The 13,558-nt window shown below is 60.5% G+C and carries 13 protein-coding genes; 5 read left to right on the top strand and 8 right to left on the bottom strand.

The window, feature by feature from the left end:
• Positions 1 to 23 precede the first annotated feature (23 nt).
• Both CO660_RS13990 and CO660_RS13985 read left to right on the top strand, forming a co-directional pair.
• The gene (locus CO660_RS13990) at positions 24 to 605 is read left to right on the top strand and encodes a cysteine hydrolase family protein (protein ID WP_097599211.1); all 582 of its coding nucleotides are present in this window, start codon (positions 24 to 26) and stop codon (positions 603 to 605) included.
• Positions 606 to 865: 260 nt separating this feature from the next.
• A complete protein-coding gene (locus tag CO660_RS13985; protein WP_097599210.1) occupies positions 866 to 1,741 on the top strand; it encodes a D-alanyl-D-alanine carboxypeptidase family protein in 876 nt (291 codons plus the stop codon).
• 36 nt (positions 1,742 to 1,777) lie between these two features.
• Here CO660_RS13985 and CO660_RS13980 read toward each other — a convergent pair whose 3' ends face one another.
• From CO660_RS13980 to CO660_RS13960, 5 genes are all read right to left on the bottom strand, one after another.
• Positions 1,778 to 3,031, bottom strand: a complete 1,254-nt coding sequence (locus tag CO660_RS13980; protein ID WP_097599209.1) for a sensor domain-containing diguanylate cyclase — start codon at positions 3,029 to 3,031, stop codon at positions 1,778 to 1,780.
• Between the two features lie 147 nt (positions 3,032 to 3,178).
• Positions 3,179 to 3,790: an ABC-type transport auxiliary lipoprotein family protein gene (locus tag CO660_RS13975; RefSeq protein WP_097599208.1), complete on the bottom strand. Its 612-nt coding sequence runs from the start codon at positions 3,788 to 3,790 to the stop codon at positions 3,179 to 3,181.
• Positions 3,791 to 3,815: 25 nt separating this feature from the next.
• Complete coding sequence (locus CO660_RS13970) at positions 3,816 to 5,186, bottom strand: MlaD family protein (RefSeq protein WP_097599207.1); 1,371 nt, start codon at positions 5,184 to 5,186, stop codon at positions 3,816 to 3,818.
• 8 nt (positions 5,187 to 5,194) lie between these two features.
• Entirely contained in the window at positions 5,195 to 6,040 is an 846-nt protein-coding gene (locus CO660_RS13965; protein ID WP_085778360.1) for an ABC transporter ATP-binding protein, read from the bottom strand.
• A 1-nt stretch (position 6,041) separates the two neighbouring features.
• Entirely contained in the window at positions 6,042 to 7,211 is a 1,170-nt protein-coding gene (locus CO660_RS13960; protein WP_176536287.1) for an MlaE family lipid ABC transporter permease subunit, read from the bottom strand.
• 97 nt (positions 7,212 to 7,308) lie between these two features.
• On the opposite strand from CO660_RS13960, the gene dgcA reads away from it, so the two are divergent.
• Entirely contained in the window at positions 7,309 to 8,292 is a 984-nt protein-coding gene (gene dgcA / locus CO660_RS13955; protein ID WP_097599205.1) for an N-acetyl-D-Glu racemase DgcA, read from the top strand.
• Here dgcA and CO660_RS13950 read toward each other — a convergent pair.
• The gene (locus CO660_RS13950; protein ID WP_097599204.1) at positions 8,244 to 9,461 is read right to left on the bottom strand and encodes an MFS transporter; all 1,218 of its coding nucleotides are present in this window, start codon (positions 9,459 to 9,461) and stop codon (positions 8,244 to 8,246) included. The two genes, dgcA and CO660_RS13950, sit on opposite strands and share 49 nt — an antisense overlap.
• 165 nt (positions 9,462 to 9,626) lie before the next feature.
• A complete protein-coding gene (locus CO660_RS13945; protein WP_097599203.1) occupies positions 9,627 to 10,439 on the bottom strand; it encodes a UDP-2,3-diacylglucosamine diphosphatase in 813 nt (270 codons plus the stop codon).
• Between the two features lie 269 nt (positions 10,440 to 10,708).
• Here CO660_RS13945 and CO660_RS13940 point away from each other — a divergent pair, with 269 nt between their 5' ends.
• Together CO660_RS13940 and CO660_RS13935 are read left to right on the top strand one after the other, a co-directional pair.
• Entirely contained in the window at positions 10,709 to 11,041 is a 333-nt protein-coding gene (locus CO660_RS13940; protein WP_097599365.1) for a hypothetical protein, read from the top strand.
• Between the two features lie 182 nt (positions 11,042 to 11,223).
• Positions 11,224 to 11,973 (top strand): phosphoglycerate mutase family protein, encoded by a 750-nt coding sequence (locus tag CO660_RS13935; protein ID WP_097599364.1) that lies wholly within the window; start codon positions 11,224 to 11,226, stop codon positions 11,971 to 11,973.
• Positions 11,974 to 12,038: 65 nt separating this feature from the next.
• Here CO660_RS13935 and CO660_RS13930 read toward each other — a convergent pair whose 3' ends face one another.
• Positions 12,039 to 13,478: an FAD-binding oxidoreductase gene (locus CO660_RS13930; RefSeq protein ID WP_097599363.1), complete on the bottom strand. Its 1,440-nt coding sequence runs from the start codon at positions 13,476 to 13,478 to the stop codon at positions 12,039 to 12,041.
• Positions 13,479 to 13,558: the final 80 nt, after the last annotated feature.

Here is a 13,558-nt window from a genome sequence, read left to right as displayed (position 1 = left end):
CCCAGCCTGGAACCGCGAACAAGATGACCAAGGCCCTCCTGATTATCGACGTACAGAATGCAATTCTCTCCGGAAAGGCAACGCCGGAGCGCCAGCCCGAGGTCGATTCCGCACTTGATGAGACCGTTGCTCGGCTGGCGTTGCTCAAGGAAAAAGCGCGACAGGCCGGCGTGCCGGTCGTGCTGGTGCAGCATGATGGCGACAGCGGTCATCGATTGGCCGTGGGCACGCCGGGATGGGCGCTGCGCCGGGAGATTGCGCCGCAAAAAGGTGAGATCGTCGTGCGCAAGAAAAGCGCCGACTCCTTCTTCGGGACCGATCTTGCCGACCGCTTGCAAGAACGTTCAATTACACACCTCATAGTCGGCGGCTGCATGTCGCAATTCTGCGTCGACACGACCGTCAGGCGGGCCGTTTCGCTCGGCTATGACGTGACCCTGGTTGCCGACGGCCACACAACCGGTGACACGGCGACCCTCACCTTCTCCGCGATCATCGCCCACCACAATGAAACGCTTGATGGTTTCGATGCCGGCGACGCGACGGTGAAGGTCCGCCCCGCCGTCGGCATTTGCTTTTCACAAAGCTCTGGCCACAACACCTGACATCAAATCGGAAGCAAGCGCTCGGTCCTAAACGTGACGACCAAAACTTAATCAATCTCAGGTACATCCCTCGCAGCCGTATCGACCATGATCGGCCTTTGCCCCAGTCGTCATATATCCGGGGGCCGAGACAAAGGGCATCATCTGTGGATAGGCCTTTTTTATTGCCCCCTTCCTTCATTCCGTCACAAACTTTTTCGATCCGCTTGCGTTAAAGCCAACGGCTCCTCGGCCGCGTAACAAAAGAGACAGCAACACCGATGACCACGACGACATCCCGGCTTCTTGCCATCGCGCTTTCGTCCACCCTGCTGATGGGCGCTTTCATTCCGGCTGAGGCCGGTCAGGCAAGCTTTGTGATTGATGCGCAATCCGGTCAGGTCCTTGAAGCCTCCAACCAGGACGATCTCAACTATCCCGCGTCGCTGACCAAGATGATGACGCTTTATCTCGCCTTTGAGGCGCTGCACGAGGGACGTCTCAGCTGGGACCAGAAGCTCACCATGTCGGAAAATGCCGAGAGCAAGGAACCCTTCAAACTCGCTATTGGCGCCGGCCGCCAGGTGACGCTGCGTGAAGCTGTCGAAAGCATCGTGGTATTGTCCGCCAACGATTCTGCCGTGGCGATCGCCGAACATCTCAGCGGCTCCGAACAGACCTTCGCCAGAACGATGACCGACAAGGCGCACCAACTCGGCATGAACGACACGGTTTTCAAGAACCCTTCGGGCCTGCCTGATCCGGAGCAGGTCACCACGGCGCGTGATATGGCGACCCTGGGCGCCTCGCTGATGCGGGACTTCCCCGAGGAGTTCAAGCTCTTCTCCATGCGCGGCTTTAAGTTCCGGGGCATGAAACTGCGCGGCCACAACAATCTGATGTACCGCTATGACGGCGTCGATGGCATCAAAACGGGCTATACCGATGCCTCAGGCTACAATGTCGTGACCTCGGCGCTGAAAGATGGCCGCCGCGTCGTCGGCGTCGTCATGGGTGAAAAGACTGCAAGCCTGCGCGACGACAAGATGGCGAGCCTCCTCGACAGCACGCTGCCGTCATCGCCCACCGCCACCGCCTCCACCACGCCAGGCAGCCAGCCTGCAGCGACGATGACGGATGCGCAGCCGACGAAGTAACCGGCATGCGACGTTGAAGGATGGCGACACGTTTTGCTACCGAAAAGCCACTTCCAGGTTTTGCCGGTCTTGCGCGATCACTCGGCAATTGGTTTCGAAACCTTCGCCCTTGATGGCAAGAGTGAATTCCGAGGGGATGCCCGCCGTATTCGAAACCGAAATGCCTGCGCTCTCCGCGCCGATCGATTTGACGGTGCAGTCGATAGTCGAGCGCCGGTCGTTAAATAGGATCGAACCTGCCTTCAGCACGCGCCGCCGCGCGCCAATGGCGTGATCGGCGTGAATGGAACTCCATGAGACGCAGCGATTGCGCCCGCCCTGTTTTGCCTGATACATCGCCGCATCCGCTTGAGCGAGCAGTGTTTCGATGTCTCTGCTGACGATAGATAGCGCCGAAGTTCCGAGGCTTGCCGTGACGGTCAGCGAGCCGTGATCGCCGAAAATGACCTGCGAGGCGATGGCGGCTCTGAGTTTTTCGGCGACGGCGGCCGCTCTCTCCCGATCGACATGCGGCAGAACGACGGCAAATTCCTCACCCCCGATACGGCCGAACAAATCACCGGCGCGAAGGGTCGCCCTGCAGATAGATGCGACCGACTTGAGAACCGCGTCACCTGCGGCATGCCCGTACCCATCGTTCACCTTCTTGAAATGATCGATGTCGAAAACGATGCAGGACAGGTCATGCTGATGCCGCAGGGCGAGGGAAATCAGCTGATCGGCTTCCTGCTTGAAGGCTCGCCGCGTCATGGCCTCGGTCAGGCTGTCGGTAGCGGCAGACTGCATGAGTTCGAGGCGGTCCATCGCTGCTCCCGCCAATTCTTCGAGAATACAAAGATCTTTGCTGCCGAACGATCTGGGCCGGCGATCGATGGCGCACACGGTTCCAATCATGTGGCCGGCCTTCGTTCTGAGCGGAACGCCGGCATAAAAGCGGATATGGTCCGCGCCGGTGACCGCAGGATGCGTTGCAAAGCGCAGATTCTTGCTGGCATCAGGAACGATGACAGGCTCGTCACAATCCACCACGTAGCGGCAGAATGTGTCTTTGAGCGAGACCTCGTCGCCCGACATGCCGGAACAGGCCTTGTACCATTGCCGGTGCGCATCGATCAGCGACACGATGCCGATGTCGACGGAAAATACCTGCTTTATAAGGCGGACGATTCGCTCGAAGCCTTCGTCCTTGGGCGTGTCGAGCAGATCGAGTTGCTGCAAGGCTGCCAGCCGTTCCTTTTCTCGCTGAACCGCTTCAGATGACGACTTTCCGAATACTCGTGCGACCACCATGCAGCATGCCTCCTGACAGCGCTAACACGACGCTTTCCACAAATTCATGAATAAATTTAATACGATGAACGCCTCAACCTCGTGGCGCCAAATTTTTTCCGTATCGGCAACCTTTGATTTCCAAGCTGCACCTGCGAAAACGCAATCTCAGATTGCGCGCAGCGTCCAGCCGACGATCTCCGACACCACCGTCGAAAAGGCGCGGTCGAGACCCTTGACGAAGCCAACGTTGTCGCCGCCGGCCGGCGTCATGGCGCGGAACACCTTCTGGGCGCGTACCGAGCCGTTTCGGTCGTTGAGAAGCTTGGCAGAGATTTCGACCACCGCCTGGTTGCCGCTCGAGGCGTCGATTTCGAATGCGCGGATATCGGTGACGATCTGGTAATCGATCGCCAGCCCCTGCCCCGGCATGCCGACGCCGCCGAGCTTTCCCGAATTCTCAAATGCCTCGACCAGTTTCGATTGCACGATGCGCGGCAGCTTGTCGCCCCACTGCGCCCGCGACAGATACTGGATTTCCGACGGCGAGACGCGGATAACGATCTGATCGCTGTCGAGCGATCTGAGTGCCGTCGGGCCGGCAATCAGGATCTGGCGGGATTTGGCAGCAGGTCCATCGCCATCGACGGCCGCAGAGAGATCATAGGTATCGTTCTTGGCTGAAGTGCCACAGCCCGACAGGATCAACGCAGTCAGCGGCAGCGCGATCGCCGTTCCCCTGATCCACGAACGGCGCGACAACAGATGCGATGCGACCATACTGGGCTACCCCTGACTTTCCCTGTTAACGCCGCGTCCGGCCGTCGTACTGTTTGACCGTGTCCCCGCCGAAGATCAGGCGTTGCGGATTGCGGTCGAAGTTGCTGATCGTATCGTTGAGATTGCTCACGGTTCCGCGCATGTCGTTGATGAGGGTCTGCACGTCGCGCAAGCCGCCGCTCGAGAATTTCTGAAGATTATCGGCGATCGGACCGATTCGCGAGTTCAGATTATCGGCCACCTTCTTGAAGGATTCCAGCGTATCGCGCGCCTCGGCGAACAGCGATTGCGTGTTGTCGGTTCCAAGCAGCGCATCGACCTTGATGAGAATGCCGTCGATGCGTGTCGAAGCCGAATTCAGCTTGTTGGCAAGCTGCGACACGTCCTGGATCGTCTGGTCGATATCTTTCTGGCGCAGCGAAACCGTATTGGCGACGTCGCGGATCGAGGCGACTGCCGCACGCGCATCCTTTGTGGCTTGCGAAATATCGTCGACCGAACCCTTGATCTTCGCCGGGTCGATCTGCGCGACGAGCGTATCGACGCGGTCGAGCGTTGCCTGCGCCTGCTTGCCGAAATCGTTGAAGGTGGTGGCCGTCTCGTCGAACTTCTTGATCGCGCCCTTGAGATCGCCTGAGGCATCGGCGACATTGGCGGTGATCTTCTCGGCATTGGAGACGATATTGTCGACCTTCTGCGCGTCGACGGCCCTGACCAGCGATTCCACGGCCTGAAGCGTCGAATCGACACGCCCGGAAACCGCCTTCACCGTGTTGGAGAGCTCACCGACGCTCTGCAGGAAGGCGTCGATATTGCCGGAATTCTTGGCCAGCGCATCCGAGAAGGTTTCGGCATTCTTGAACGTCTGGGTCAGCGGAGCACGCGAATCTTCGATGAAACCCTGAAGTTCGCCAACCGCGTCATTGGCGCGATCAAGGATCTTATCGGCGGTCGCCAGGAGATTGGTGACGCTCGACTGGTCGGCGACGATAACGGCGCGTTTGCCGTTTTCGATCGCATGTTTAAGGATACTCTCCTCACCCTTGCGGCCGCCCGACAGCTCGATATAGGCGGCCCCCGTCAGGCCCTGAATTTCAAGCGCGGCCTTGGTGGAAGGGTAGATCGGTGCGTCCGTGCGCACCTGGGTGAAGGCCAGCGAATATTGCGGATCGTCGGCATCGATCGACAGCGTCTGCACCGAGCCCACCTGGATGCCGTTGAAGCGTACCGGCGAGCCGACGCTGAGTCCGTTCGCCGAGCCGGGAATACGTACGATCAGCTCCGTCATCGGGCCGCCACGGCCATATTCGGCCATCCAGTAGACGAAGCCGAAGGCGGCCGCGATCACCAACACCGTGAAAAAACCGACAATCGTATAATTGGCTTTGGTTTCCATCTATCCGGTCACTTCCCGCCGCTGCCGTTGCCGTGCCGCGCGCCATTGTCCTGCGGCACGATCGACCGTGCTCGCTTACCTCTAAAATAGGCCTGCACCCACGGATCGTCATAGGCCAGCATGTCGTCGATCGTGCCTTCCACCATTACTCGCTTCTTTCCGAGCACGGCAATACGGTCACAAACCGAAAACAGGCTGTCGAGATCGTGCGTCACCATATAGACGGTCAGTCCGAGACTATCGCGCAGGTTGGCGATCAGTTCGTCGAATTCGGCTGCACCGATAGGGTCGAGACCGGAGGTCGGCTCGTCCAGGAAGACGAGCTCCGGATCGAGCGCCAGCGCGCGGGCAAGAGCTGCGCGCTTGATCATGCCCCCTGAGAGTTCGGACGGGTATTTGTCGGCGGCATCGGCCGCGAGCCCCACCATGCGAATCTTCAGATGCGCCAGCTCATCCATTAGCGAGTGCGGCAGATCGAGATATTCGCGCATCGGCACCTGGATGTTTTCCTTGACAGTCAGCGACGAAAACAATGCGCCCTGCTGGAAGAGCACGCCGAGCCGCATGTCGAGCGCGTTACGCTGCGGCTCGTTGAGCTCGTCGAAGTCCTGGCCCAGGATCTTGATCGTGCCGGAGCGGCGCGGCAGCAGCCGCAGCACCGTTCGCATCAGCACCGATTTGCCGGTGCCCGAAGCACCGACGAAGCCGAGGATCTCACCGCGATAAATATCGAGATTCAGTTTGTCGAGCACCACCTTGGAGCCAAAGGCGACGGTGACGTCGCGCGCCGAAAGCACGACATCCCTGCCCCGTCCTTCGCTTTCGATCGGCTGCTCGTCCACCCTGCCCGCCATACTAGAAGTTGATTGCTGCATAGAACATCGCAAAAAGCCCGTCCATCAGGATGACGACGAAAATCGCCTTCACCACCGAGGCCGTCACGTGCTGGCCGAGCGACTCCGCACTGCCACCGACCTTCAGCCCTTCGACGGCGGCGACGATGCCGATGACGAGCGCCATGAATGGCGCCTTGATCATACCCGACAGCACGGTCGACAACGTAATCGCCTCGTGGAGTCGCGCCAGGAAATTGGCGAAGGTGATACCGGAATAGCCCCAGGCGACGACCGCAGCCCCCGCCAGCGAAGCGAAATTCGCCAATACCGTCAAAAGCGGCAGCGCGATGGTCAGCGCCACCAGCCGCGGGAAGATCAATACGCCGATCGGGTTAAGCCCCATCACCTTCAGCGCGTCGATTTCCTCGCGCATCTTCATCGAGCCGATTTCAGCCGTGATCGCGCTGCCGGAGCGCCCGGCGATCATGATCGAAGTCAGCAGCACGCCGATTTCGCGCAGCTGCAGAATGCCGACCAGATCGACGACGAAAACCTCCGCCCCGAAATAACGCAGCTGGAAAGCGCCTTGCTGGGCGATGATCGCGCCGATCAGAAACGACATCAGCAGGATGATCGGAACGGCGCGAACCCCCATATGATCGATCTGGTTGACGATGGAGGCCGGCGAGACGCCACTGCCGCGGCCGAGCTTCATCTGAGCGCCGCGCACCGCCGAACCCAGGATATACATCGAGGCAGCGAGATTATCCCAGATATCGTAAGTCATCTTGCCGATCGGCGCCAAGATGCGCGCGGCAAGCGAGACCTTCTCCTTGTGTTCCGGCTCCGGTTTGGCCGGTTCCTCGGAAAACATCTCCAGCATTTCATCGATATGCGGATTGGTGCCGACGAAGCGCACCGTGCGCCCGGCTGCTTCCTCCTCCTTCTTTAGACGGCAAAGAAGCCAGATGCCGGCGGTATCGATCTCCGATATATCAGAGAGGTCGAGCGTCAGATTGCCGGTCTTCTCTCGCCGAAGCTTTTCGAAGTCGCGCAGCACAAGATGCACATAGGCGCTGCGCCAATTGCCGCTGAGACGAACATGCTGCCCCGAACCATCTGGCCGGTCGTCCACTTGCAGTGAGGCGGCGTTGCGATTCTCGGCGTTCAAGATACTTGTGTCTTTCAAGGCTTACGGCGACATTGCCGACTCGCGAAGCGGATCGCCGCCGGCGCGTCAATATACAGAAGCAACGTCCAATTTCCATGCTCGCAGGATAGCAATAATGCCGCGCACCCTCGATATCCAGATGAATTCCTTTCCGATTGCCGGGACCTTCACCATCTCGCGCGGCGCAAAGACTAAGGCCGAGGTCATTAGCTGCGAAGTCACGGAAGAAGGCGCGCAAGGGCACGGCGAATGCGTGCCCTACCGCCGCTACGGCGAGACCATGGAGAGCGTCTTGGCCCAGATCGAGGCAGCGCGCCCGCTGATCGAATCCGGCATTTCGCGCGACGACCTCTTGTCGGCGATGCCGCCGGGTGCCGCACGCAACGCCGTGGATTGCGCTCTCTGGGATCTCGAAGCAAAACGGACGGGCCAAACGGTCGCCGCCCGCCTCGGCCTCACGGCGCTCAAACCGCTCACGACAGCCTACACCATCTCGCTCGGCGAGCCGGAAATGATGGCCGCGCAGGCGCGCGAACATGCCGGTCGCGCTCTGCTCAAGGTCAAGGTGGGAACCGGTGACGATGAAAGCCGCATCCGCGCAGTCCGCGCGGCCGCACCCGATGCTGCGATCATTCTCGACGCCAATGAGGGCTGGCCGGAGGCGGTGCTGGAACGTCATCTGCAGATCGCCGCGGAGGCGGGCGTTGCCCTCGTCGAGCAACCGTTGCCGGCAGGCCGCGATGCGCTGCTTGCCGAAATCCGCCGCCCGCTGCTCGTCTGCGCCGACGAGAGTGTGCATCACACCGGAGACCTCGCAAGCCTTGCCGACCGTTATGATGCGATCAATATCAAGCTCGACAAGACAGGCGGCCTCACCGAGGCCTTGGCGATGAAGGCCGAAGCGGAGAGGCTCGGCTTTTCGATCATGATCGGTTGCATGGTCGGCACTTCGCTTGCGATGGCGCCAGCCGTGCTGCTCGCGCAGGATGCCGATTTCGTCGATCTCGACGGCCCGCTGCTGCTTGCCCGCGACCGCCAACCCGGCCTGCGCTACGCCGCTTCCCTGGTCTTTCCGCCGGAAAGCACCCTCTGGGGCTGAAGATAGTAGGCTGAGATGACCAGCCCGAGGCCGGAAAGCGCGACGAGCGCCATGACGTAATAGCTGACAAGGCCGAGCCAGGCGTAGAGGTAGCCCGAAGCGATGGTCATCAACCCCATCGCCATGCCGACATAGAAGAAATAGGCGCCCTGCGCCGAGGCCTCCTGCGTTTCCTGCACCGTCGCCACGATTCTCCGCTGCACGCCGGTATGCACGAAGGCATAGGTGAAGCCGTGGAAACATTGCAGCAGGAAGAAGCCGGCAAAGCCGGCATTCATGGGAAACAGGATCCAGCGGCAGACGCTGATGGCGCAGCCGAAGCGGATCAATGTCCAGGCATTGAAGCGCCGATTGAGACGCTTCGATAGAAAGAACACCGTCACCTCCGAAGCAACGCCGGCGCTCCAGAGCAAGCCGACCTCGGTGCCGGAAAAGCCGAGCTGATGCCAATAAATCGAGGAAAAAGCATTAAGCACCGCGTGGCTCGACTGCTGGATGGCAACTCCGATCAGGAGCAGCAGCAAATGTGGTTCGCGCAACCCGCTGCCGGTGGCGGCCGGCAGGTCGATCGGCTGGCCGCGCCGCCGTGTGGGCCCGATCCGCGGACAGAAGATCGCCATCGCCACCGTCATCGTGAAGCCGAACACCATGACGACGAGCACCATGCCGCCGCCCCCCCGGCCGATCAGCTGACCGCCGAGGAGCGTCGAGACGATGAAGGCGATCGAGCCCCATACGCGCATCGACCCATAATCGAGCCCCCAGCGGCGCACGCCTGAAATGACGATCGATTCGACCACGGGCACATAGGGCGCAAAGGTGGCGCCCTGCAGCGCGAAGACGATTGTCACCGGCCAAAAGCTGGTCGTCCAGTAAAGCGCGATCGCCGTCAGCAGCGACAGGCCACCCGACCAGAGCAGCACGGTGGCGCGCTCCTTCATGAGGTCGGCGATCATGGCGACGACAGGTGCTACCAGGACTCGAACCACCATCGGTATGGCGAGAACAATGCCGATTTCACGGTCACTGAAACTATGGGTTTGCAGCCATACCGGGAAAAATGGCAGCACGACACCATTGACGAGCAGCGGCGCGCAATAGGACAGCGCGCTGAGCAGCCGGAAGCGCGGCGGCGCTCCCTCACCCGGAGAATGTTGAGCGGGAATCATCGGTGGACCTGAAGGAAACTAGATGTTTTCCTAACACACCACCCCGGGGGGCGACCATTGCGAGAAATAGCCGTCCGGAAACGTTTTAGAAAATAAATTGGGCCTGTTACCTCGCGGTGACGGCTAAATTGCTGGCGAGCCGCCGCGACTGCGACAGCTGTAAATTCACGCTGCCTGCGCGGCGAGTTCCGCCTCTTCGAGACGCTCGACTGCGGTAAGCGCCGGCACTGCGCTAGCAAGCGCTCGCCAGGTGATCAGTTCGAACGTGCCGTCCTCATGCTCTGCAACCGCTGTGCAGCTTTCCACCCAGTCGCCAGTGTTGATGTAGCGGATGCCGTCCATCTCCTGGATGGCGGCGTGGTGGATGTGGCCGCAGATCACCCCGTCGGCTCCGCTCTTGCGCGCCTCTTCAGCCACGACGCGTTCGAACTCGCCGATGAAATTGACCGCATGCTTGACCTGCAGCTTCGCCCAGGCGGAAAACGACCAATATGGCATGCCAAGGCGACGGCGTACGGCGGCGAGCAAGATGTTGATGCGGATTGCCGTATCATAGGCCCAGTCACCGAGATAGGCGAGCAGGCGGGCGTTGCGGACAACGACGTCGAACTCGTCGCCGTGCAGGATCAGGTATTTCTTGCCGTCCGCGCCGTCATGCATCATGCGCTCGACGACCTCGATGCCGCCGAAATGCATGCCCGGGAAGTCGCGCAGGAATTCGTCGTGATTGCCGGGGATGTAGACGACGCGCGTGCCCTTGCGCGCCTTGCGCAGCAGTTTCTGGACGACGTCGTTGCAGACCTGCGGCCAGTACCAGCTGCGCTTCAGGCGCCAGCCGTCGACGATGTCGCCGACGAGCACGATCGTATCGGCTTCGTGGTAGCGCAGGAAATCCAGCAGGAAATCAGCCTTCGCGGCCTTCGAGCCGAGATGCACATCGGAAATGAAGAGCGTGCGGAAATGTCTGGGTTCCATCATGTCTGTCACGAACAGTGCTCGTGCCCCATCTTTCATCTAGCCTTCCAAAACCAGACTCGTGTTTCAGGAAGATGACAAGCTGGGGAAAAGCCCTGCAAACCCGCCGTGCCGTCTGGATGGTAAACGCAGATCCCATCGAAGCTCGCAATAGCGATATCGGAAATCCGATTATCATAATTTCTAGCCGCGAGGTCCTGGATCTTTCCCGCATGCCGAGAATCAAATTAACAGCAGCTGCCGATCAAGGCGTAACCTGGGGGATACTGATGATGCGCGCCCGAACCGCGACAATAATGATTTCTATGGCAATGCTTGCCAGCTGTGCACCGACGCAGCAGGACTATGATGCGACAGTCACGCTACTGCAAGGCAGCGCGAGAGCAAGAAACGAGTTCGTCAAAGTGTGCACAAAGGATTTCGATGCAAATGCGCGGCGCGCCGCGGGGATCGTGACAAACGTCTCCGACAATGACGCTCCGAGGATCGCTTGCCAGCGATATCTGACGGCCGCGATCTCCGGTCGCGCTACGTATCAGGATCTGCTCGACATCAAGGCTCACCGGTTTACGCCAAAACTCATCAAGATCTTCCAGGGCCGCTGATAGCCCGGAAGACGCTCTCTCGCTTCTCGATTTCGAACCGAGTGAACAAGATCGACGGGCCAAGCGGATTGGGGGCAAGCGGCGACCAGACGCTACGCCCCTTTTCGGCCGGCAATATTGCCCTGCCGATCGAGCGCGTTCATGATGACAACGATTCCATGTCCGACAAAGCGGGATGGCCGATGCGTCTCTTTCTCGTTCGCCACGGCGAATCCCTCGGCAACATCAACGAACAGGCCTACCGCCAATTCGGCGATCATAATGTGCCGCTGACTGAATGGGGCTATCGCCAGGCGGCTGAGGCAGGCGCTGTTATCGCTTCGTACCTCAAAGGGCTGCCGAGCCAGGGATTCCAGAAGCTGCATATCTGGTATTCGCCGTTTCTGCGCACGCGCCAGAGCAAGGATGCGCTGCTCGAAGCGCTGCCGGAAAACTTCGTCGGCGATGTCAGGGAAGATTATCTTCTGCGCGAGCAGGATTTCGGCCTCTTCACCGAAATCTACGACCGTGCCGAGCAGAAGCAGAAATTCCCCGAGGAGTTCGAAAAATGGGCGAGGCTGCGCAACAATAGCGGCAAGTTCTATGCGCGCCCGCCGGACGGCGAAAGCCGGGCGGACGTGGCGCAGCGGGTGCGTCTCTTCCTTCAGACCGTCATGCACGAGGCTGAAAACGGCGACCACAACGTCGCGATCGTCGGCCACGGGGTCACCAACCGGGCGGTCGAAATGAATTTCCTGCACCACTCCGTCGACTGGTTCGAGCGCTCCGACAATCCTGGGAATTCCGACGTTACGCTGATCGAGGGAACGCGTTTGCAGGGCTACGACACGATACCGCTGCACCAGGCCGCCGACCGGCAGCCGGGACAGGAGAACAAGCTGCGCGATGCCTATGGCGCTGACGTGACGATGACGCCGAAGCGCGGTGGGTAAACCGCTCCCCACAAGGGACCCTTGTGGGGAGCGGTTTGGGGCGGGGTCTTCTACGCTGCATCTATTCAAGCAGCTCGCACCGCCGCCATCGGCTTCACATTCTGATTCATCCGGAACAAATTGTTCGGATCGTAGCGCAGCTTGATTTCCGAAAGGCGCGCATAATTAGCCCCGTAGGCCATTTCGACCCGGTCGGTCTCGTCCTCAGGCATGAAGTTGATGTAGGCAGTGCCCACAGCATGCGGCTTGGTTGCCTCGAAAAGTTCGCGCGCCCAGCCGATGCAGTTTCCGTCCAATTCGGTTTCCCGCCAGCGTGCATGGACATTCATGACGAAATGCGAACTGCGCTGTGGAAATGCCGTGGCTTCGGTCGGCACGCGGCCGGCGGCGCCGCCGACATGGCCGATGAATATTTCGCATTCCGGCCCTGGCAGCTTCCGCACGGCATTGATGAGAACCTCGATCGCCGCATCGGAAAGGGAGGCGAAATCCTGGCTCTTCCAATAGTTACGGGCACCGGGCGTTAGAAGCGGGTCGAATGCCTGCTGCCAGCCGATGAACGGCATCGGGCTGACGATGTCGGCGATCGGCTTTCCGATTCTGCGCAATCTCGCTGCCGCCTTTTCGCCCGCCGCCATGTCCCCGCAATAGCACATGGCGAGCACCAATATCTCCTTTCCGTGCCATTCGGCCGGCAGGAACGGCAGCGGCGGCGCCTGGCGCATCACCACCCAGCAGGTCAGCTCGTCGGGTGCTGTTTCCAGCGCCTCGCGATATTCCCTGAGAACGTTTTCCGCATCGGCGAAGGGATGCACGACCAGTCCGGCGAAAACTTCGGGCTGGAGCGGGTTGAGCTGGAATTCGAAGGAGGTCACGACGCCGAAATTGCCGCCGCCGCCGCGCAGCGCCCAGAACAGGTCCGGCCGCTCCGTCTCGCTCGCCTTCACCAGTTCGCCGTTGGCCGTCACCACATCGACCGAAATCAGATTGTCGAGGGTCAGCCCGAATTTCCGCGTGAGCCAGCCGAAACCACCGCCGAGCGTCAGGCCGGCTATGCCGGTCGTGGAATTAATGCCGGTTGGCAGCACCAGCCCGAAAGCAAGCGTTTCCTTGTCGACATCGCCGAGCGTAGCGCCCGGCTCGATCCTGGCGCGGCGCGTCTCTGGATCGACCCGCACGGACTTCATCGGCGACAGATCAATGACGACACCACCTTCGCAGACGGCATTGCCGGCAATGCCGTGCCCGCCGCCGCGCACTGAAACCAGCAGATTGTTATCGCGTGCAAGGCGCACCGCGCGCACAACATCAGCCGCCCCTGCGCAGCGCGCAATCAGACCCGGACGGCGATCGATCATCGCATTCCAGATCGCCCGCGCCTCGCCGTAATTCATGTCTTTGCTGGTCAGGAGACTGCCGCGAAAACCGGCGGCAAACGCTTCCATGGCCACGTCGTTGACCGTCGTCTGACCCCGTTGCAGGGTCGTGAGGTTCAAATTGTCCATGATTTCCTCCATGCGACCGGCGCCCCGCACCGTCGCGGGCCGCATCTTGCGCTCGCACGAGGCGTCAAACAAGTTTTCCA

Origin of the sequence: Rhizobium sp. L9 (assembly GCF_002531885.1) — a bacterium.
In the GTDB taxonomy this organism is placed as follows: domain Bacteria; phylum Pseudomonadota; class Alphaproteobacteria; order Rhizobiales; family Rhizobiaceae; genus Rhizobium.
This window is presented reverse-complemented; position numbering and strand designations above follow the sequence as displayed.

Bases quoted from the DNA above. Each gene is read 5' to 3' on its own strand.
- CO660_RS13990 (WP_097599211.1), top strand. From the start codon at position 24: ATGACCAAGGCCCTCCTGATTATCGACGTACAGAATGCAATTCTCTCC.
- CO660_RS13985 (WP_097599210.1), top strand. From the start codon at position 866: ATGACCACGACGACATCCCGGCTTCTTGCCATCGCGCTTTCGTCCACC.
- CO660_RS13980 (WP_097599209.1), bottom strand. From the start codon at position 3,031: ATGGTGGTCGCACGAGTATTCGGAAAGTCGTCATCTGAAGCGGTTCAG.
- CO660_RS13975 (WP_097599208.1), bottom strand. From the start codon at position 3,790: ATGGTCGCATCGCATCTGTTGTCGCGCCGTTCGTGGATCAGGGGAACG.
- CO660_RS13970 (WP_097599207.1), bottom strand. From the start codon at position 5,186: ATGGAAACCAAAGCCAATTATACGATTGTCGGTTTTTTCACGGTGTTG.
- CO660_RS13965 (WP_085778360.1), bottom strand. From the start codon at position 6,040: ATGGCGGGCAGGGTGGACGAGCAGCCGATCGAAAGCGAAGGACGGGGC.
- dgcA (WP_097599205.1), top strand. From the start codon at position 7,309: ATGCCGCGCACCCTCGATATCCAGATGAATTCCTTTCCGATTGCCGGG.
- CO660_RS13950 (WP_097599204.1), bottom strand. From the start codon at position 9,461: ATGATTCCCGCTCAACATTCTCCGGGTGAGGGAGCGCCGCCGCGCTTC.
- CO660_RS13945 (WP_097599203.1), bottom strand. From the start codon at position 10,439: ATGATGGAACCCAGACATTTCCGCACGCTCTTCATTTCCGATGTGCAT.
- CO660_RS13940 (WP_097599365.1), top strand. From the start codon at position 10,709: ATGCGCGCCCGAACCGCGACAATAATGATTTCTATGGCAATGCTTGCC.
- CO660_RS13935 (WP_097599364.1), top strand. From the start codon at position 11,224: ATGCGTCTCTTTCTCGTTCGCCACGGCGAATCCCTCGGCAACATCAAC.
- CO660_RS13930 (WP_097599363.1), bottom strand. From the start codon at position 13,478: ATGGACAATTTGAACCTCACGACCCTGCAACGGGGTCAGACGACGGTC.